This is a genomic window from Streptomyces sp. NRRL S-337 (assembly GCF_000720175.1).
GTDB classification, from domain to species: Bacteria; Actinomycetota; Actinomycetes; order Streptomycetales; family Streptomycetaceae; genus Streptomyces; species Streptomyces siderophoricus.
In genome coordinates, this window is record NZ_JOIX01000022.1 from 1 (window position 1) to 20,266 (window position 20,266).

Annotated in this window: 18 protein-coding genes and 1 pseudogene; 15 read left to right on the forward strand and 4 right to left on the reverse strand. The window is 72.8% G+C overall.

Translation table 11 applies throughout. The annotated features are described in order from the left end of the window. Window positions 1-125 precede the first annotated feature (125 nt). A pseudogene (locus IG62_RS0118025) lies at window positions 126-914 on the reverse strand (CoA transferase subunit A); the annotation flags it as partial. A 218-nt stretch (window positions 915-1,132) separates the two neighbouring features. On the opposite strand from IG62_RS0118025, the gene IG62_RS0118030 reads away from it, so the two are divergent. Next, window positions 1,133-2,845: an IclR family transcriptional regulator domain-containing protein gene (locus tag IG62_RS0118030; RefSeq protein WP_030803523.1), complete on the forward strand. Its 1,713-nt coding sequence runs from the start codon at window positions 1,133-1,135 to the stop codon at window positions 2,843-2,845. Further along, a complete protein-coding gene (locus IG62_RS0118035) occupies window positions 2,842-3,267 on the forward strand; it encodes a hypothetical protein (RefSeq protein ID WP_030803526.1) in 426 nt (141 codons plus the stop codon). Before IG62_RS0118030 ends, IG62_RS0118035 begins: the two co-directional genes overlap by 4 nt. A 71-nt stretch (window positions 3,268-3,338) precedes the next feature. On the opposite strand, the gene IG62_RS0118040 is transcribed toward IG62_RS0118035, so the two are convergent. Next, window positions 3,339-4,685, reverse strand: coding sequence for an MFS transporter (locus tag IG62_RS0118040; protein WP_030803529.1), 1,347 nt, complete (start codon window positions 4,683-4,685; stop codon window positions 3,339-3,341). Window positions 4,686-4,884: 199 nt separating this feature from the next. Further along, entirely contained in the window at window positions 4,885-5,985 is a 1,101-nt protein-coding gene (locus tag IG62_RS0118045; protein WP_078872066.1) for a YihY/virulence factor BrkB family protein, read from the reverse strand. Between the two features lie 17 nt (window positions 5,986-6,002). Here IG62_RS0118045 and IG62_RS0118050 point away from each other — a divergent pair, with 17 nt between their 5' ends. Next, window positions 6,003-7,646 (forward strand): acyl-CoA dehydrogenase family protein, encoded by a 1,644-nt coding sequence (locus IG62_RS0118050; protein WP_030803535.1) that lies wholly within the window; start codon window positions 6,003-6,005, stop codon window positions 7,644-7,646. Window positions 7,647-8,145: 499 nt separating this feature from the next. Here the strand turns inward: IG62_RS0118050 and IG62_RS0118055 are convergent, their stop codons facing one another. Next, window positions 8,146-8,571: a hypothetical protein gene (locus IG62_RS0118055; protein WP_030803539.1), complete on the reverse strand. Its 426-nt coding sequence runs from the start codon at window positions 8,569-8,571 to the stop codon at window positions 8,146-8,148. 342 nt (window positions 8,572-8,913) lie between these two features. Here IG62_RS0118055 and IG62_RS0118060 point away from each other — a divergent pair, with 342 nt between their 5' ends. The 12 genes from IG62_RS0118060 (at window position 8,914) to IG62_RS0118115 (ending at window position 20,241) form a co-directional block, all read left to right on the forward strand. Further along, window positions 8,914-10,212, forward strand: a complete 1,299-nt coding sequence (locus IG62_RS0118060) for a helix-turn-helix domain-containing protein (RefSeq protein ID WP_030803542.1) — start codon at window positions 8,914-8,916, stop codon at window positions 10,210-10,212. A 316-nt stretch (window positions 10,213-10,528) separates the two neighbouring features. Next, on the forward strand, window positions 10,529-11,389 hold the full coding sequence (locus tag IG62_RS0118065) for an LLM class flavin-dependent oxidoreductase (RefSeq protein ID WP_030803544.1): 861 nt from the start codon (window positions 10,529-10,531) through the stop codon (window positions 11,387-11,389). Between the two features lie 194 nt (window positions 11,390-11,583). Continuing rightward, window positions 11,584-12,249 (forward strand): class F sortase, encoded by a 666-nt coding sequence (locus IG62_RS0118075; protein ID WP_030803546.1) that lies wholly within the window; start codon window positions 11,584-11,586, stop codon window positions 12,247-12,249. A gap of 213 nt (window positions 12,250-12,462) precedes the next feature. Then, entirely contained in the window at window positions 12,463-13,068 is a 606-nt protein-coding gene (locus IG62_RS0118080; RefSeq protein ID WP_030803549.1) for a GNAT family N-acetyltransferase, read from the forward strand. Between the two features lie 92 nt (window positions 13,069-13,160). Next, a complete protein-coding gene (locus IG62_RS50145) occupies window positions 13,161-13,244 on the forward strand; it encodes a putative leader peptide (protein ID WP_350257049.1) in 84 nt (27 codons plus the stop codon). A 215-nt stretch (window positions 13,245-13,459) separates the two neighbouring features. Then, window positions 13,460-15,157 (forward strand): nitrite/sulfite reductase, encoded by a 1,698-nt coding sequence (locus IG62_RS0118085; protein WP_030803552.1) that lies wholly within the window; start codon window positions 13,460-13,462, stop codon window positions 15,155-15,157. Window positions 15,158-15,185: 28 nt separating this feature from the next. After that, a complete protein-coding gene (locus tag IG62_RS44805; protein ID WP_078872067.1) occupies window positions 15,186-15,371 on the forward strand; it encodes a hypothetical protein in 186 nt (61 codons plus the stop codon). Then, window positions 15,368-16,060 carry a phosphoadenylyl-sulfate reductase gene (locus tag IG62_RS0118090; RefSeq protein ID WP_030803555.1) on the forward strand — a complete coding sequence of 231 codons (693 nt, stop codon included), beginning with the start codon at window positions 15,368-15,370 and terminating at the stop codon, window positions 16,058-16,060. The genes IG62_RS44805 and IG62_RS0118090 overlap by 4 nt, the downstream gene beginning before the upstream one ends. A 20-nt stretch (window positions 16,061-16,080) precedes the next feature. Continuing rightward, entirely contained in the window at window positions 16,081-16,614 is a 534-nt protein-coding gene (gene cysC, locus IG62_RS0118095) for an adenylyl-sulfate kinase (RefSeq protein WP_030803558.1), read from the forward strand. Continuing rightward, window positions 16,611-17,561: a sulfate adenylyltransferase subunit CysD gene (gene cysD, locus IG62_RS0118100; protein ID WP_030803560.1), complete on the forward strand. Its 951-nt coding sequence runs from the start codon at window positions 16,611-16,613 to the stop codon at window positions 17,559-17,561. Before cysC ends, cysD begins: the two co-directional genes overlap by 4 nt. 2 nt (window positions 17,562-17,563) lie before the next feature. Next, complete coding sequence (locus tag IG62_RS0118105; protein ID WP_030803564.1) at window positions 17,564-18,919, forward strand: sulfate adenylyltransferase subunit 1; 1,356 nt, start codon at window positions 17,564-17,566, stop codon at window positions 18,917-18,919. 212 nt (window positions 18,920-19,131) lie between these two features. Further along, complete coding sequence (locus tag IG62_RS0118115) at window positions 19,132-20,241, forward strand: aliphatic sulfonate ABC transporter substrate-binding protein (RefSeq protein WP_030803566.1); 1,110 nt, start codon at window positions 19,132-19,134, stop codon at window positions 20,239-20,241. Window positions 20,242-20,266 lie beyond the last annotated feature (25 nt).

A 20,266-nucleotide genomic window follows, 5' to 3' on the forward strand; every position in this document is an offset into this window, starting at 1 on the left:
GGCACGGGGGTGGCGGAAGGCTGGGGCGCCGAGGCGGGTGCGGGCGCGGGTGCGGGCTCGGGTGGGGCACCGGGCGCGGTGGTGGGGACGGTTCCCGCGGGAGAGGTGGTGGCGCCGCCCCTGATCCCCTCCAGCCACCGCCCGAACGCCACGCGGTCCCGCGAAATCCCGTCCCAGCGGCGGTAGAAGGCGTTGTCGCGGACCGAGTAGCCGGCCGCGTAGGAAGGGTGGGCGCCGCCGGGGACGACCGCGACCGCGTCGACGACCCAGGTGGGCAGGACGACGGCGCCGGGGCGCGGCTCCAGGGTGTCGACGAGTTCCTCGACGGTCACCAGGACGCGCCGGGCGGCCAGCGCCGCCTCCTTCTGCACGCCGGTCAGGCCCCACAGCTGGACGTTGCCGGCCCGGTCGGCCTGCTGGGCGTGGATGACCGTGACGTCCGGGTTGAGGGCGGCGACGGCGGCCAGTTCCTCGCCGGTGAACGGGCAGGTGACGGTGGCGACCGTGCGCGTGCGGGAGGGGAGGTCGCTGCCGCGGTAGCCGCGCAGCACGGCGAACGGGAGCCCGGCCGCGCCCGCGGCATAGCGGTTGGCCATCCCGGCGTGGCTGTGCTCGTCGGTCTGCAGCGGGCCGGGCCAGCCGTTCTCGACCGCGTCCCGGAAGCGGTGCAGTGAGCCGACGCCCGGGTTGCCGCCCCAGGAAAAGACCAGCTTCGCGGCCGCGCCGGCGCCGATCAGCTGGTCGTAGACCACGTCGGGGGTCATCCGGGCGAGCGTGAGGCCGGTGCGGCCCTGGCGGATGATCTCGTGCGCCGCGGCGAACGGGATGAGGTGGGTGAACCCCTCCAGTGCCACGGTGTCCCCGTCGTGGATCAACTCGGCGACGGCCTCGTGCAACGAACGGATGTCGGCCATATCGGCCATGTCCTCCAGCCTCTGTCGATGATCCGGGCGCTAGGGGTGGGAAGGATGGGGCTTTGCTTCCGGCCGGATGGGAAGAATGCGACACCAGCCAGTTGTTCGCCCAGTGAACTTAAGTTCATAATGTCGCTCCGAGTCTGGACCCCGCCCCCGGCCCTGTCAACGGTCCGCCGGGTACGGTTCGCACGAGATCACCGCACCAGGGAGAGGCCATGACCCACCCCGCCCCCGCCGCACCGTCCTCCCCGGCCGCCCCGCCGGAGGCGGTGGGTCCGCTGATCCGCTGCCTGACTGTGCTGCGGGAGCTGTCGGCCGGCGGCGGCCGCCAAGCGGTGGGCGATCTGGTGCGGGGCACCGGTCTGGCCCGCTCCACCGTCGACCGGGTGCTGAGCACCCTCGCCCGGCTCGTTTACGTACGCGTCGAGGGCCGGGACGCGGTGCTCGCGCCGCGGTTGCTGGAGCTGGGCAACGCCTACCTCGCGGCGTCCGGGCTCCCGGACCGGCTGGGCCCGCTCGCCGACCGGCTGGCCGACGAGCTGGACGAGTCGGTCTCGCTCGCGGTCCCGGACGGCGACGGGGTGCGCTTTGTCCACCAGGCCACCCGCCGCCGCGCGATGTCCCTCGCCTTCCGCATCGGCGATCTGCTGCCCGCCGAACGCGGCGCGCCCGGGGCGCTGTTCGCGGACGCCTGGGACGCGACGGACTGGGAGCGCTGGCGCCGGCGCCGCGCGGCCGACCCGACGGACGCCGGCTTCCCGGCCGTCCCCCCACGCCCCGACGACGAGGCGGAGTCCGCCACTTCCCCAACTGCCGTATTCAAGAGCCGGGTTGATGCCTCCCGCGCGGCCGGCTGGGCCCTGGACGACCAGCTCATCGAACCGGGCCTGGTCGCGGTCGCGATGCCCGTACGGGACCCGTCCGGCCGGGTCGTCTGCGCGGTGAGCGTCGTCAGCCACACCAGCCGGCTGTCCGCCGCCGAGCTGCCCGGTGCCGTCCTCCCCCGGCTGCGCGACACGGTGACGGCCATGGAACTCGCCCTGACCACCCCGCAGGCGGCCCCGTCCGCACCGGAGCCGGGGGCCGCCGAGGGCGCGTCCGCCCCCTCCCACGCCTCCTGGATGCGGGCCTCCAAACAGGAGCTGGGCCCCGAGTTCGTCGAATCCATGGCCCGCGGACTGATCACCCTCACCGCCTTCGGCACCGGCCGCGCGGCACTCCCGCTCACCGCCGTCGCGGAGGCCACCGGCCTGGCCCGGGCCACCGCCCGGCGGGCCCTGATCACCCTGGAGCACCTCGGCTACCTCGCCTCCGACGGCAAGCTCTTCCGGCTCACGCCGAAGGTGCTGGAGCTGGGCTTCGCGCACCTCTCGGGCCTGACGCTGCCGGCCATCGCGCAGCCCCACCTGGCCGCGCTGGTCGAGCGGGTGCACGACTCCGCCTCCATGGCGGTCCTCTCCGGCGACGACATCCAGTACGTCGCCCGGGTCCCCACCGTGCGCATCATGAGCGTCAACATCACCCTGGGCACCCGCTTCCCCGCCTACGCGACGTCCATGGGCCGGGCCCTGCTCGCCGGCCTGCCACCGGCGGAGGTGTCCGCCCGGCTGTCCCTCACCGACCTCCGGCCGCTCACCCGCCACACCGTCACCGACGAGGAGGCCCTCCTGGGCATCGTCCGGCAGGTCCGCGCCGACGGATACGCCCTGGTCGACGAGGAACTGGAGGAGGGCCTGCGCTCGCTCGCCGTCCCCGTGCGCGACCGCACCGGCGAGGTCGTGGCGGCCGTCAACGTCTCCACCCACGCGGGCCGCACCACCCCCGCCGATACCCGCGACACGATCCTCCCGGCCCTGCGCGAGACGGCCACCGCCATCGAGGCGGACCTCGCGGTGGCCGGCCGGTACGTACGGATCCCGGTCCTTTGACGGCGCTCTCCGTCCCGCCACCGGAGCCGGACTGGGAGGCGGCACCCGTTTATCAGGGCGGCAAGCGAAACCCGGCCTTCCAGACGAGCACATGGGAGTACGCGGCCGTGAACTTCCGGCTGGTGGCCGGGCTGCGGGTCCCCCTGGAGGCGCTCGCCGCACGCCTCCGGCTGACCCTCGAATCCAGCTGGGACGACCTGGGCGGGATGAAGATCGCCATGTTCCGCGTCCGGACCACCGACTTCGCACTCACCCGACACGACGGACAGGACGTCGTCCTGGTGTGGCTCGCCCGCGCGACACCCGAGGAGGATGCCGCCGTGGAACTCCTCCTGACCGTATGCGGCCTCGACCGCCGCGCCCTCCTCTTCATCGGCAACCCGACGACCGGCCTCACGCACTGCGAGGAGCGGCCCACCTGACCGACTGCCGACGACCGTGCGGACGGCCGGAGAGCCGTGCCCGCACCCCTCCCGCGCCCGGCCCCCTCCCGTTACTCCGCCCCCGCCTGTGCCTCTGCCTGCGCTCCCAACGCTGCCGGTGATGCCGCTCCGTTGCCGAAGCGGCGGGCCACCGGCACCAGAGCGATCGCGGCGGCGCCCAGGAGGCCCGCCAACGCGAAGGCCACGAAGCCCAGTTGGGTGTTTCCGTCGGCGGCGAGGATGCCGCCCAGCCAGGGGCCGACCACGGCTCCGGTGCGGCCGATGCCGGTCACCCAGCCCATGCCGGTGGCGCGGTCCGCGGCCGGGTAGACGCGGTCGGCGGCCGCGTAGACCATCACCTGGGCGCTGAAGAGCCAGATGCCGGTGACCGCGACCACGGCGTAGGTGAGGGCGAGCGGCAGGTGCGCCCTCAGGAGCAGGGCGCCGGCGGCGGTGAGCAGGAACCAGAGGGCGGAGACCCGCACCGGGCCGTAGCGGTCGGCGGTGCGGCCGGCGATGAACATGCCGACGACCGCGCCGACGTTGATGACGAGCAGGAAGCTGACCGAGGAGGTGAGGCCGTACCCGGAGGCACGCATCATCTGGGGCAGCCAGGTGCCGACGCCGTAGACCAGGAGCAGTCCGCAGAACGAGGCGAGCCAGAGGAGCGGCGTGGCCCAGCGGGCGCCGGGGCGGAAGAGGGCCAGGACGGAGGACGGCCGGCCGCCGGTCCCGTGGGCCGGGGCGTCGGTGGGGCCGGGGCGGGCCATGCCGTAGCGGTCGGCGATCGCGTGGGCCTCGGCGGTACGGCCCTTGGCGAGCAGCACACCGGGGGATTCCGGCAGCAGGCGCAGCAGCAGCGGGATGGCGATCAGCGCGGGCAGCACACCGGCCCAGAAGATCGAGCGCCAGCCGAGCGCGGGGGCGAGCGTCATGCCGAGGCCCGTCGCGAACATGCCGCCCACGTGGTACGAGGTCATCAGCAGGCCGGTGGCCAGTGCCGCCCGGCGCGGCGGGGCGAACTCCAGCACCATGGACAGGCAGATGGGCAGCAGGGAGCCGAAGCCGAGGCCGGCCAGGAACCGTCCGGCGCCGAAGGGCGCGGGGGTGCCGGAGAGCGCGCAGATCGCCGAGCCGAGGGAGAAGAGGGCGACGCTGGCGGCGAGGACCGGGCGGCGGCCGAGGCGGTCGGTGACGGGTCCGATGGCGAGGGCGGCGACCAGCATGCCGAGCGTGGTCCAACTGCCGATGGTGCCGGCCGTGGCGGGGCCGAGCCCGAGCCCGGGGTCGTCGAGCATCCGCGGCATGACGGCGCCGTAGACGTTGACGTCCATCCCCTCGAAGAAGACGGCGAGCCAGCACAGCGCCAGGACGGGCGCGACGGAACGGAAGGTATGGCGCGGAGCGGTGGATGGCATGGGCACCTCGGGCACCTCGTCTTCGGGATGCGGCGAGCGGACTGCCGGCTGACCGGACTACGGCTACGGCTACGGACCTCGTGCTACCGATCCCTCCGGGCCTTGTTCGCCTGGTGAACTTTCGTTCGCTCGTGGGCCAGGATCATCTGCGCCCATCCGGGAAGGTGTCAATGGTTCGAACGGGTAAGGCCGTTACTCGTTACCCATTCGCCGGACCCGCCGGACCCGCCGGACCCGCGGGTCCCTCCTGGCCCGCCGGTCCCTTCTGGCCCTCCCGGCTCTCCTCGCCCTCCCGGCTCTCCCGACCGTCCTCGTCCCGCTTCCTCGACTCGGCGGCCCGCTTCTCCGCCAGCCGCCGGGCCATCTCCTCGCGCGCCTCGGCGGTGGCGGCCGACGGCCAGACGCGGTCCAAGGAGGCGTTCATCGCGGCGCCGACCAGCACCGCGAAGGCCGAGACGCCGATCCACAGCAGCACCGCGACCGGCGCCGCCAACGAGCCGTAGATCGTGGGCCCCTCGACCGTCGAGACCAGGTACAGACGCAACAGGAAGCTGCCCAGCACCCAGATGCCGAGCGCCACCACAGCCCCGGGAATGTCCTCCGGCCAGGGCGACCGGACCGGCACGGACAGGTGGTAGAGGGTGGTGAGGAAGGCGACCGACAGCAGCAGGACGACCGGCCAGTACAGCGCCCGGACGACATGCTCACTGGCCGGCAGCAGGCTCACCACGGCGTCCGGCCCGGCCACCATCAGCGGCAGCGCGACCGCGCCGACCAGCAGCCCGGCGACGTACAGCGCGAACGACAGCAGCCGGGTCCTGACGATGCCGCGGCGGCCGTCGAGCCCGTACATGATCGTGATGGTGTCGACGAAGACGTTCAGGGCGCGGGAGCCGGACCACAGGGCGATGGCGAAGCCGAGCGAGATGACGTCGGGTCGGCGGCCGGTGAAGACGTCGTTCAGCAGCGGCCGGGCGACCTCGTCCACGCCCTTGTCGGAGAGCACCGTGCCGGCCAGGCCGAGGATGTGCTGCCGGACGTTGTCGAGGGTGTCGTGCCCGATCCAGGTCTGGGTGTAGCCGAGCACGCCGAGGAGACCGAGGATCAGCGGCGGCAGCGACAGCAGGCACCAGAACGCCGCCTCGGCGGCCAGTCCGGTGACGCGGTAGGTCATGCAGGAGTGGACGATGTCCTTGAGCAACAACCAGGCCAGCCGGCGCGTGGAGACGTTGTGGTAGAGCACACGGGCCCTGGTCAGACGGCCCGCGTGCCGCTCGGTTGGTTCGTTCTCCGGCTGCACCTCCTTACCGTAGCTGCATGGCAGCCACCACTCACACGGTCACGAACCAGCCCCCGCCGCTGGTCGGATACGACGTGTTCGCGAGCGACCCGGCCCTCACCGAGGGCATCACCCGGCACATCGCCGCCGACCGCCTGGACGAGGTCCGCCAGGAACTGGGCCGGCTGGGGGAAGCCGCCGGCTCCGCGCACGCCCAGCAGTGGGGCGAGCAGGCCAACACCCATCCCCCGGTGCTGCACACCCACGACCGCTACGGCCACCGGATCGACGAGGTGGAGTTCCACCCGGCCTGGCACCGGCTGCTCGGCCACGCCGTCTCCGCCGGGCTGAACGACGCCTGGTCACGGCCGGACGGCCATCTGCGCCGCACCGCGGGCTTCATCGTGTGGACCCAGGCCGAGGCGGGCCACGGCTGCCCGCTGTCGATGACCCATGCGGCGGTGCCCGCCCTGCGCCACGAGCCGGAGCTGGCCGCCGAATGGGAGCCGCTGCTGACCTCGTGGATCTACGAGCAGGAGCTGGGGCCGGCCGCCCAGAAGGCCGGCGCGCTGGCGGGCATGGCCATGACGGAGAAGCAGGGCGGCAGCGACGTACGCGCCAACACCACGCGCGCCGAACCGCTGTCGGCCCCCGGCGAGTACGTGCTGACCGGGCACAAGTGGTTCTGCTCGGCACCGATGTCCGACGCGTTCCTGGTGCTGGCCCAGGCGCCGGGAGGACTGACCTGCTTCCTGCTGCCGCGGGTGCTGCCGGACGGCTCCCGCAACTCGTTCCGCATCCAGCGGCTCAAGGACAAGCTCGGCAACCGCTCGAACGCCTCGGCGGAGGTCGAGTTCGACGGGCGGACGTGGGCGCGCCGGGTCGGCGAGGAGGGCCGCGGGGTGGCGACGATCATCGAGATGGTCGCGGCGACCCGGCTGGACTGCGTCAGCGCGTCGGCGGCGGTGATGCGGCAGGCGGTGGCCCAGGCGCTGCACCACACCGCGTACCGCGAGGCGTTCGGCCGCCGGCTGACCGACCAGCCGCTGATGCGCAACGTCCTGGCCGATCTGGCGCTGGAGTCGGAGGCGGCGACCACCCTCGCGCTGCGGCTGGCGGCGGCGTACGACAGCGGCACCGAACAGGACCGGCAGCTGCTGCGGCTGGCGGTCCCGACGGCGAAGTACTGGGTGACCAAGCGCTGCACGCCGGTGGTGGCCGAAGCGATGGAGTGCCTGGGCGGCAACGGCTACGTCGAGGAGTCGGGGCTGCCGCGGCTGCTGCGCGAGGCACCGCTGAACTCGATCTGGGAGGGTTCGGGGAACATCCAGGCACTGGACGTGCTGCGCGCCCTGCGCCGCGAACCCGGGGCGCTGGACGCCTACTTGACCGAGATCGGGGCGGCGCGCGGCGCGGACCACCGGCTGGACCGGGCGATCAAGGGGATGCTCACCGAACTCGCCGACCTGGAGGGCATCGAGGCCCGGGCCCGGCGCCTGGTGGAGCGGATGGCGCTGGTGCTCCAGGGCTCGCTGCTGGTACGCCACGCGCCCCCCGCCGTCGCGGACGCCTTCTGCGCCTCCCGCCTGGGCGGCGACGCCGGCGCGGCCTTCGGCACCCTGCCGCACACACTGGACCTGGCAACGGTGGTGGACCGGTCCCGGCCGGTACTGGAGCACTGAGAAGGGCAGCCGACGGCGCTGAGTCGCTGAGGGCCCGGCCCGCTCGCCTGTGAGCCTCAGCCAGTTGCTGACCGGTGAGCCTCAGCCATGGGGGGGAGGCGCCCCGGGGGGGGACCCTTACGGGGCGGTCGAACGGATCCCGTAGGGGACGCGAAGCCCCCCTGCGGGGCCACAACGAGGCGGCGGCGAGGGAAATTCCCGGCGAGGGGGGATTCCCGGCGCGAGGGAAATTCCCGGCGAGGGGGGATTCCCGGCGCGAGGGGGATTCCCGGCGAGGGGGGGGATTCCCGGCGAGGGGGCCCGGCGCGGGGGCCCGACGAGGGCAATTCCCCACCAGGGATATCGACGCCCCGCCGGGCCCGCCCCCCGAAGTCTCGACGCGGCGGCGGCTCCCCGTCGCTTCGGGCCGTGGCCTCGCGAAGGGACGGGGACAGGGGGTGAACCGCCGCCGCGCCGGTCGGGGAGCGGTGCCGCGCCGACTCGGCGCCGCTCCCCCGTCTCAGGGCCGCCAGGGCGTCCCGGGCGGGCCTTCCGGGTCGCCGCGCCCGCGCAGTGCCGCGTCGATGACCAGGATGATCTCGTCGTCGGGGGTGTCCGCCCCTACGGTCAGCAGCACCCCGCGCGCGTCGTAGTAGCGCAGCACGCGGGAGGTCTCTTCCGTACCGCTCGATCCCGCCCCGGGCAGCAGCACCACCAGGTCGACGAAGGCCAGTACGGGCAGCAGACCGCCTGCCCCGGCCACCCGGTCGAGCAGTTGCGGCGGGCTGTCGATCACGTAGCCGTCGTCAGGCAGCATCTGACGCTTTATCAGGATGTCGACCGCGGGCAGCAGGGGGATCGCGTAGTGGCCGGCCAGCCGGGCGGCCCGTGCCCTTCGTACCCCCTCACCCGCTCCGATCACCACGACGCGCGGAGCAGCGGCCACCGTGGAGCCCCCTCCCCCGCACCGTACCGACGTCGCACAGCGGCCGATGGACTTCCCGGCGACAACCGGCGGGTTCTCCGACGGGTGACCGGCGAATCCGCGGTGGCGAGATGCCATCGGCCGCTCGGGCCAGAGTCCCGTTTCCCCGTCATACGCCACAACGGTTGCAGGGCGTTGCACTTCCCGGGCGCCGATGTGGGCAAGGGCGCCTCCATGGCGGGCCGTTGACGGCACGATGGGCGCACGGACCGGGGGGGACCTCCCGGGCGGGCCGACCGTGAACCCGTGAGCCAGGCATGATCGGGGGACGCCCCCAGGGGACAGTGCACAACGGAGAGCAGCGTGAGCGACAGCACGATCGACAGCGCCATCTGGTCGGCTCAGGAAGTCCGCGCCACCGCCCGCCGGCTCGCCAGCGTCCGCGAGGCCGCGCTCGCCGGCGGGGCACCCGGTGGTCCGGCCGACGCCCCCCGTGCGGTGATCGGCGCATCGTGGCGCCGGGCGCTGGACTCCGGTGTCGACCCGGACACCGATCCGGCCCAAAGTCCGCTCTCCGTCGCGGAGTTGGAGCATCGTCGGCAGAAGTCGCAGCTGGCGGCGGTGCTGCCGGTGCTGAACGAGGGGCTGCTGGCGGCCGCCGACGCGGCGCAGCAGATCATGGTCGTCACCGACGCCGAGGGCCGCGTCCTGTGGCGGGAGGGCAGCGCGCCGGTACGGCGGATGGCCGACCGGCTCGGCTTCGACAAGGGCGCCGACTGGACGGAGCAGGTCGTCGGCACCAACGCCATCGGCACCGCCCTGGTGGCCCGCCGCCCGGTGCTGGTGCACTCCGCCGAGCATTTCGTGCGCAGCCACCACCAGTGGACCTGTGCCGCGGCGCCGCTGCACGACCCGCGGGACGGGCGGCTGCTGGGGACCGTGGACGTCAGCGGACCGGCGCAGTCCTTCCACCCCACCACGCTCTCGCTGGTGTCCGCGGTCGCCCGGCTCGCCGAGGGTGAGCTGCGCACCCGTCACCACCGGTCCCTGGAGCGGCTGCGGTCGAGCGCGGCGCCGGTGCTGGCGCGGCTCGGCGGGCAGGCGCTGGTGGTCGACCCGAACGGCTGGGTCGTGGGCGTCACGGGGCTGACGCCGCCGGACCGGGTGGCGCTGCCGAAGGCGCCCGCGGCCGGACCGCTGTGGTTGCCGCGCTACGGCATGTGTGCCCTGGAGCCGCTGCCGGGCGGCTGGCTGATCCGGGTCGGGCGGGCGGAGCGGGAGCCGGTGCCGAGCCGGATCGTCCTGGACGTCAGCCGGCCCGACGGCTCGACGGTCACGGTCGGCGGGCCGGCCGGCAGCTGGTCGCACGAGCTGTCGCCGCGCCATGCCGAGCTGCTCTTCGTGCTGGCCGCGCAGCCGCAGGGGCGCACCGCGGCCGAACTCGCCCAGGACCTCTTCGGGGACGCCGGGCGTACGGTGACGGTGCGCGCCGAGCTCTCCCGGCTGCGCCGCCACCTGGGGAGCGTGCTGGCGCACCGGCCGTACCGCTTCGCCGACGGGGTGGAGGTGGAGCTGCGGCTCCCGGCTCGGCCCGGGCGGCTGCTGCCGCACTCACTGGCGCCGGCCGTGGTGGCGGCGCGGCGGGGGCGGCACACGTCCTGAGCCGGCGGTGCGGCGGGAAGCGCCGGAGCAGGATTGCGCCGCGTGGGAGTGCGGAACGGCGGGTTCGCCGCACCGGCGTGGCGATCCCGCGCCGGAAATTCGGATGCGGCCCCGCCCTCGCCCGTCCTAGGGTGAGCGCACTCTGACTACAGCTCTCCAGAAGGACGTCGCAGAACGGGAGCAGCCGGCGCGGCAAGCACGCGCGGCCGAATGAGTGGGCGACAACGACGATCCGTGATCGTGCCTGCCCGGACGACGCGTGCGCCGGTGGCGTGCGCGCCGGTCGGCGGGTGCCCCTTCCTTCTGGAGGACTTCCATGTCCGTAGGACTCGGCCTTCCCATCGGTGACCCCGCGCAGCTGCTGCGCTGGGCCCGGCGCGCCGAAGCCACCCCGTTCACCACCGTCGCCCTGCTCGACCGGCTGGTGTTCACCAACCCCGAACCGCTGATCACGCTGGCCACCCTGGCCGGCGCCACCTCCCGGATCCGGCTGCAGACCGAGGTGCTGCTCGCCCCGCTGCACCGCACCGCGCTGCTCGCCAAGCAGGCCGCCACGCTCGATCTGCTCTCCGGTTCCCGCTTCACCCTCGGCATCGGTATCGGCGGCCGGGAGGACGACTACCAGGCTGCAGGTGTCGACCTCCGCAGCCGCGGCCGGCGGCTGGACGCGCAGATGGCGACGCTGCGGCGCCTGTGGGCCGGTGAGCCGCTCTCCGCGGACGTCGGCCCGGTCGGGCCCGCGCCGGCCCGGGCCGGTGGGCCCGAGGTGCTTTTCGGCGGGTTCGTGCCGGCCGTGATGGAACGGGTGGCCCGCTGGGGCGACGGCTTCCTCGGGGCCGCGCTGCCGCCGCAGCACATGGACGGTCTGTTCCGGAACGTGGAGGCGGCCTGGTCGCGGGCCGGACGTGACGGCCGGCCGCGGCTGGTGGCGCAGGTCAACGCGGCCATCGGCCCCGAGGAGACGCTCGACCGCGCCCGCCGCGAGCTGCATGCGTACTACGGCCCCAGCGATCATGTGGAGCATGTCGTGAAGGGGCTGCTCACCACCCCGGCGGCGATCCGCGCCGCGGTGGCCGCCTTCCGGGCGATCGGCGCGGACGAGGTGATGCTCTACTGCTGGTCGCCCGACGCCGACCAGGTCGAGCGCCTCGCCGACGCGGTGTTCGGCCCGGCGTGACCGTGGCCGGTCCGGAACTCGCGTGACCGGGCCGGGGCCGGGACCGGGTGCGTCCGGGCGCGGGCCGGGCCATGCCTGCCCGGGGGCCGGGGCCGGCACCCGTTCGGCCGTCCGGTGTCGCCGTCGGGGCGGACACGACCTAGCGTGCCGACCGGGCCATGAAAGTGGTGGCCGCGGCGTGCGGGAGGTGAGCGATGAGCCCGACGGATCCGCCCGAGGCGGCGCCCGGCGAGGCCGCCGCGGTCGCGCGCCGGCCGCGGTGGGGTGTGCTCGCGCTGGCCGGCCTGGTGGGGTTCGGGATGCTGCGGCAGGGGCTGTCGGACGCTCCGGACGGGCCGCCGCAGCCGGGAGCCGCCACCTCGGTGGTGCGGGGTGGCGCGGCCGGCCCCGCGGCCGCGCCACTGCCCCGTTCGGCCCCGGCCGAGGTCGACATCCCGTCGCTCGCGGTGTCCGCGCCGGTGCTGCCGCTGGGTCTGGACAAGGACGGCTGGATCGAGGCCCCGCCGGACGGGAACCCCAATCTGGCGGGCTGGTACGCGGACGCGCCCTCCCCGGGGGAACGGGGCACCGCCGTCCTCGTCGGGCACGTCGACACCCACAGCGGTCCCGCGGTCTTCTACGGGCTGGGCCGCCTGGCGAAGGGCAGCACGATCCGGGTGATCCGTGAGGACGCGCGGACCGCGGTCTTCGAGGTCTACGGCGTCCAGGTCTTCGACAAGCGCGACTTCCCCGCCCGAAAGGTCTACGGCAGCACCGGACGCCCCGAGCTGCGCGTGCTGACCTGCGGAGGTCCGTACGCGGCGGGGTCCGGGTACACGGGCAATGTGGTGGTCTTCGCCAGGATGACCGGGAGCGCGTGAGGACGTACGGGGCGCGGGGCGCCCACGGGCGGCTGCATGGGCCGCACCGGCCGCACGGGCCGGGATGCCCCACGATGCGAACCAGCGTCTCACCATCCGGAACACCGGAAGCCTCCCTTCCGCCGAAGGCCCGGCCCCGCCCGGCTTCACCCGGCTCCACCCCTGCCCCGCCCGCCCCCGCTCCCCCGTACCCCGATGTGATGTATTGGCCGCATGAGCATCTCGGTCACCACCTGGTACCTCGAACAGACCTCGCGCGCCGACCTGTCCCGCGGGCAGGAACCGCCGGCCGGGCAGGGTGTCCGGATCGCCCGGGCCGAGGTGCCTTCGCCGGAGTTCAGCCGCTTCCTCTACACGGCGGTGGGCGGGGACGTCACCTGGACCGACCGGCTGCCGTGGTCGTACGCGCAGTGGGCGGAGTACCTGGGGCGGCCGGGGACCGAGACCTGGGTGGCGTACGAGCGCGGGACGCCCGCGGGCTTCATCGAGCTGGCCGCGGGGCCGGACGCATCGGTGGAGATCACCTACTTCGGGCTGATACCGGCCTTCCGGGGCCGCCGGATCGGCGGCCATCTGCTGACGTACGGCATCGAGCGGGCCTGGGACCTGGCCGAACGGTGGCCGGGCCGGCCGTCGACGCAGCGGGTCTGGGTGCACACCTGCAGCAAGGACGGTGAGCACGCGATGGCCAACTACGAACGCCGCGGCTTCCGGGTCTACGACACCACCGTGACCGAAGAGCCCGACGTGCCGGCACCGGGCCCCTGGCCGGGCGCCGGGCCGCTCGCCTTCCCGCCGCACTCGACCGCCGGGAAGTGATCGGCGTCACCCTGTCTCATCAAGCGGGACAGGGTTGTCCACATCATGGATAGCGGTGGACTGGCCGGAGAGCGGCGTGCCACGCTTCCGTCATGTCCAGAGCTGGAATTGCCTTGGTGAGTCGGCGGCACGTCGACCTCGGCCGCATGTCCAGCGCCATTTGTCGGGCGGGCTGAGGCTGTTTCCAGCCAGGGCCCATGGCCCTGGACAGCACCCGGCACCACCGATCACCCGCCGTCCCCATCGTCGCGGACGCGCCGGAACCCCCTTTGACCCGCAGCTGTCGCCGACGCGTTGCCCACGCGCCGCGCTTCGGTGTGCCTGCGCAGGTCAGCGCGGGCCTCCGGCGCCGGTCCCGATCCCTTGAGCCCGCCCAGAAGGACGTACACCCATGGCCGCCTCCCCCGACCGACCCGCAGCCGCTTCGACCCGCCGCAAGGCCGGACGCCACCGCGGCGAGGGCCAGTGGGCCGTAGGTCATTTCACGCCGCTCAACGGAAACGAGCAGTTCAAGAAGGACGACGACGGTCTCAATGTGCGGACACGCATTGAGACGATCTACTCCAAGGCCGGTTTCGACTCGATCGACCCCAACGACCTGCGCGGGCGCATGCGTTGGTGGGGCCTCTACACCCAGCGCAAGCCCGGGATCGACGGCGGCAAGACCGCGATCCTGGAGCCGGAGGAGCTGGACGACAAGTACTTCATGCTGCGGGTCCGGGTCGACGGCGGCCGGCTGACGGTGGCCCAGCTCCGGGCCATCGGCGAGGTCTCCGAGCAGTACGCCCGCGGCACCGCGGACATCACCGACCGGCAGAACATCCAGCTGCACTGGATCCGGATCGAGGACGTCCCGGCCATCTGGGAGAAGCTGGAGGGCGTCGGGCTGTCCACGACCGAGGCGTGCGGCGACTGCCCGCGCGTGATCATCGGCTCCCCGGTGGCCGGTATCGCCGAGGACGAGATCATCGACGGCACCCCGGCCGTGGAGGAGATCCACGAGCGCTACATCGGCAGCAAGGAGTTCTCCAACCTGCCGCGCAAGTTCAAGACCGCGATCTCCGGTTCGCCGGTCCAGGACGTGGTCCACGAGATCAACGACGTGGCGTTCGTCGGCGTCGTCCACCCCGAGCACGGCCCGGGCTTCGACCTGTGGGTCGGCGGCGGGCTGTCCACCAACCCCAAGCTCGCCCAGCGGGTGGGCACCTGGGTCCCGCTGGACGAGGTCGCGGACGTCTGGGCCGGCGTCGTCGGCATCTTCCGCGACTACGGCTACCGCCGGCTGCGCAACCGCGCCCGGCTGAAGTTCCTGGTGGCCGACTGGGGCATCGAGAAGTTCCGCCAGGTGCTGGAGGACGAGTACCTGAACCGGAAGCTGATCGACGGCCCGGCGCCCGAGGAGCCCGTCCAGAGGTGGCGCGACCACGTGGGCGTGCACCGGCAGCAGGACGGCCGCTTCTACGTGGGCTTCGCCCCGCGCGTCGGCCGGGTCGACGGCACCACCCTCACCAAGATCGCCGAACTCGCCGCCGCACACGGCTCGGACCGCCTGCGCACCACCGTCGAGCAGAAGATGATCATCCTCGACGTCGCGCAGGACCAGGTCGACGCGCTGGTCGCGGGCCTGGAGGCGCTGGACTTCCAGGTCACGCCCTCGCCGTTCCGCCGCGGCACGATGGCCTGCACCGGTATCGAGTTCTGCAAGCTGGCGATCGTGGAGACCAAGGGCCGCGGCGCGTCCCTGATCGACGAACTGGAGCGCCGCCTCCCGGACTTCGACGAGCCGCTGACCATCAACCTCAACGGCTGCCCCAACGCCTGCGCCCGCATCCAGACCGCGGACATCGGCCTCAAGGGCCAGCTGGTCCTGGACGACGACGGCAACCAGGTCGAGGGCTACCAGGTGCACCTGGGCGGCGCGCTGGGCCTGGAGGCCGGCTTCGGCCGCAAGGTCCGCGGCCTGAAGGTCACCGCCGACGAACTCCCCGACTACGTCGAGCGGGTGCTGCGCAACTTCCAGGAGCAGCGCGAGGACGGCGAGCGCTTCGCCACCTGGGCCGCCCGGGCGGAAGAGGGTGCGCTGAAGTGAACAGCGCCGACACCGAGCGGGAGGCACAGTGAGCGAGCGAGCAGCCCCGTTCTACTGCCCGTACTGCGGGGACGAGGACCTGCGGCCTTCGGAAGAGGGCCACGGCGCCTGGGAATGCCGGTCCTGCAGCCGTGCGTTCCGGCTGTCGTTCCTGGGCCTGCTGGCCCCCGGGACGTCCGCCAACCCCCCTGCCACTGACGGAGGTACGTCGTGACCACCGCTACCGATCTGCAGCGGCTCGCCGAGCAGGCGGGCCGCGACCTGGAGGACGCGTCCGCCCTGGAGATCCTCACCTGGGCCGCCGAGACCTTCGGTCCGCGCTTCTGCGTCACCTCCTCGATGGAGGACGCGGTCGTCGCGCACCTGGCCTCGCGGGCCTTCCCGGGCGTGGACGTGGTCTTCCTGGACACCGGCTACCACTTCCCCGAGACGATCGGGACCCGTGACGCGGTCGCCGAGGTGATGGACGTCAACCTCATCACCCTGACGCCCCGTCAGACGGTGGCCGAGCAGGACGCCGAGTACGGGCCGAAGCTGCACGACCGCGACCCGGACCTGTGCTGCGCCCTGCGCAAGGTCAAGCCGCTCGAAGAGGGCCTGACCGGGTACGACGCCTGGGCGACCGGGCTGCGCCGGGACGAGTCGCCGACCCGGGCGAACACCCCCGTTGTCGGCTGGGACGCCAAGCGGCAGAAGGTGAAGGTCTCGCCGATCGCCCGCTGGACGCAGGCCGACGTGGACGCGTATGTGGCCGAGCACGGTGTGCTCACCAACCCGCTGCTGATGGACGGCTACGCCTCCGTCGGCTGCGCGCCCTGCACCCGGCGGGTGCGTCAGGGCGAGGACGCCAGGGCCGGCCGCTGGGCCGGGAGCAACAAGACCGAGTGCGGGCTGCACGGATGACGACGCATCAGGAGATATCCATGACGGGCGCCACGATCTGGCTGACCGGTCTGCCGAGCGCGGGCAAGACGACCATCGCGCGCGAGCTGGCCGGCAAGCTGCGCGGCGAGGGCCACCGCGTCGAGGTGCTCGACGGCGACGAGATCCGCGAGTTCCTCTCCGCGGGCCTCGGCTTCACCCGCGAGGACCGGCACACCAACGTCCAGCGGATCGGCTTCGTCGCCGAACTGCTGGCCAGCAACGGCGTCAAGGCGCTGGTGCCGGTGATCGCGCCGTACGCGGACAGCCGCGAGGCGGTGCGCAAGCGCCACCAGACCGAGGGCACCGCGTATCTGGAGGTGCACGTGGCGACCCCGGTCGAGGTGTGCTCCGAACGCGATGTGAAGGGCCTGTACGCCAAGCAGGCGGCCGGCGAGATCTCCGGGCTGACCGGCGTGGACGACCCGTACGAGGCTCCCGGATCGCCCGATCTGCGCATCGAGTCGCACACCCAGACCGTGCAGGAGTCCGCCGCGGCGCTGTACGAGCTGCTCACCGAAAGGGGACTGGCGTGACCACGGCTGCTTCCATCACCGAGACCGGCCCGGGGCACGAGGGCGACTCCCCGTACGCGCTGTCGCACCTGGACGCGCTGGAGTCCGAGGCGGTGCACATCTTCCGCGAGGTGGCGGGCGAGTTCGAGCGGCCGGTGATCCTGTTCTCCGGCGGCAAGGACTCCATCGTCATGCTGCACCTGGCGCTGAAGGCATTCGCGCCGGCCGCGGTGCCGTTCTCGCTGCTGCACGTCGACACCGGGCACAACTTCCCCGAGGTCCTCGACTACCGCGACCGCACGGTCGAGCAGCACGGTCTGCGGCTGCACGTGGCCTCGGTGCAGGACTTCATCGACCGCGGTGAGCTGCGCGAACGCCCGGACGGCACCCGTAACCCGCTGCAGACCGTGCCGCTGCTGGACGCCATCGAGAAGAACCGCTTCGACGCGGTCTTCGGCGGCGGCCGCCGGGACGAGGAGAAGGCGCGCGCCAAGGAGCGGGTGTTCTCGCTGCGCGACGAGTTCGGCGGATGGGACCCGCGCCGGCAGCGCCCGGAGCTGTGGCAGCTGTACAACGGCCGGCACTCGCCCGGTGAGCACGTCCGGGTCTTCCCGCTGTCCAACTGGACCGAGCTGGACGTCTGGCAGTACATCGCCCGCGAGAAGATCGAGCTGCCCGCCATCTACTACGCCCACGAGCGCGAGGTCTTCGCCCGCAGCGGCATGTGGCTGGCGCCGGGCGAGTGGGGCGGCCCGAAGGAGAGCGAGACGGTCGAGACCCGTCTGGTGCGCTACCGCACCGTCGGCGACATGTCCTGCACCGGCGCGGTCGATTCCGACGCCGACACCATCGAGAAGGTGATCGCCGAGATCGCCGCTTCCCGGCTGACCGAGCGGGGCGCGACGAGGGCCGACGACAAGATGTCCGAGGCCGCCATGGAGGACCGCAAGCGCGAGGGGTACTTCTAACCATGAGCACCACCCATGCCGTTGAGGGCGTCGTGGACGCCGGCGCCACCTCGCTGCTGCGCTTCGCCACCGCCGGTTCCGTCGACGACGGCAAGTCCACGCTGGTGGGCCGGCTGCTGCACGACTCCAAGTCGGTGCTGGCCGACCAGCTGGAGGCCGTCGAGCGGGCGTCGCTGGGCCGCGGGCAGGAGACGCCGGACCTGGCGCTGCTGACCGACGGGCTGCGCGCCGAGCGCGAGCAGGGCATCACCATCGACGTCGCCTACCGCTACTTCGCCACGCCGCGCCGCCGGTTCATCCTGGCGGACACCCCGGGGCACGTGCAGTACACCCGCAACATGGTCACCGGCGCCTCCACCGCCGAGCTGGCCGTGGTGCTGGTCGACGCCCGCAACGGCGTGGTCGAGCAGACCCGCCGGCACGCCGCGGTCGCCGCCCTGCTGCGCGTCCCGCACGTCGTGCTGGCCGTCAACAAGATGGACCTGGTCGGCTACGAGGAGTCGGTCTTCGCCGCGATCGCCGAGGAGTTCACGACCTACGCGGGCTCGCTGGGCGTCCCGGAGATCACCGCGATCCCGATCTCCGCGCTGGCCGGTGACAACGTCGTGTCCCCGTCGGCCAACATGGACTGGTACGGCGGCCCGACGGTGCTGGAGCACCTGGAGACCGTGCCGGTGGTCGCCGATCCGTCGGACGACCCGGCCCGCTTCCCGGTGCAGTACGTGATCCGGCCGCAGACCGCCGAGCACCCCGACTACCGCGGTTACGCGGGCCAGATCGCCGCCGGCGTGCTGCGCGTCGGCGATGCGGTGACGGTGCTGCCCTCGGGCCGTACGAGCACCATCGAGGGGATCGACGCGCTCGGCGAGGCCGTGGACGTCGCCTGGGCGCCGCAGTCGGTGACCGTCCGGCTCGCCGACGACATCGACGTCTCGCGCGGCGATCTGATCGCCCCTACGGCGACCGCGCCGGCCGTCACGCAGGACATCGAGGCGACCGTGTGCCATGTGGCGGACCGTCCGCTGACCGTCGGACAGCGGGTGCTGCTCAAGCACACCACCCGCACCGTCAAGGCGATCGTCAAGGACATCCCGTCCCGGCTGACGCTGGACGACCTCTCGCAGCACCCGGCGCCCGGTGAGCTGGCCGCCAACGACATCGGCCGGGTGGTGGTCCGGACGGCCGAGCCGCTGGCCCTGGACGCGTACGCGGACTCCCGGCGCACCGGCTCGTTCCTGCTGATCGACCCGGCGGACGGCACGACGCTGACCGCGGGGATGGCGGGCACCGCGTTCGCGGAGGCGGGCGCCGAGGCGGCGCCGGCCGAGGGCACGGACGACGACGGATGGGACTTCTGAGCATGCTGAACGACGTGTTCTCGACCTTCGCCAAGGAGGGCGGCCGCATCGGCAGCGGCGCCATGGGGAGCGGACAGGGCGGAGTCGGCCGATGTGTGTGCTGACGATGCCCGACTCCGTACCCCCCACGCCTCCTTTCCGAAGATCCATAGCTCCGCCGGGCGCGCCTTAGAGGGCGTGGTCTCCCGGCCCTCCGAGAGGAAACCACCTCCGTGTCTGCCGTTCGACACCGCCTGCTGGCGGCCGCCGTCTCCGTCCCCGTGCTGATCGGCGCGCTGGGCGCCTGCGGCTACGGCTCCGAGGCCAAGAAGGACACCTCCGCCCAGGTCGCCCCCAAGGGGCCCAAGACCGACGGGCTCGACCAGATCAAGCTCGGCTTCTTCGGCAACACCACCCACGCCACTCCGCTGATCGGCCTCCAGAGCGGCCGGTTCCAGAAGGAGCTGGGCGGCACCGAGGTGAAGACCTCCCTCTTCAATGCGGGCCCCGCCGAGATCGAGGCGCTCAACTCGGGCGCGATCGACATCGGCTGGATCGGCCCCTCCCCCGCCATCAACGGCTACGCCAAGTCGCACGGCAAGAGCCTGAAGATCATCTCTGGTTCGGCGTCCGGCGGTGTCTCGCTCGTCGTCAACCCCAAGAAGGTCAAGGGGCTGGACGACCTCAAGGGCAAGAAGATCGCCACCCCGCAGCTGGGCAACACCCAGGACGTGGCGCTGCTCAACTTCCTTTCGGACAAGGGCTACAAGGTCGACGCCACCACGGGCAAGGGCGATGTCACCGTCCAGCGCACCGACAACAAGGTGACGCCGACCGTCTTCGAGCAGGGTTCCATCGACGGTGCCTGGGTGCCCGAGCCCACCGCCTCCAAGCTCGTCGCGGCGGGCGGCAAGACCATCCTGGACGAGAAGAAGCTGTGGAAGGACGGCAAGTTCGTCATCACGAACATGATCGTCTCGCAGAAGTTCCTCAAGGAGCACCCGAAGGCCGTCGAGGCGGTGCTGCGCGCCTCGGTCAAGACCAACGCCTGGATCCGGTCGCACCCGGACGAGGCGAAGAAGGACCTCAACGCCAAGCTCGCCGCGCCGGACGTGGCCGGTAAGGCGCTGCCGGCCGACGTCCTCGACCCGGCCTTCAAGAACATCGACATCACCGACGACCCGCTGGCCGCCACCCTCCAGGAGGAGGCCGACCACGCCGTCAAGGCGGGCCTGCTGAAGAAGCCGGACCTCAAGGGCATCTACGACCTCACGCTGCTGAACAAGGTCCTCAAGTCCGAGGGCAAGCAGCCGGTCGACGACGCCGGCCTCGGCACCAAGTAAGCCCGTAGCTCCGCACTCCCCCAGG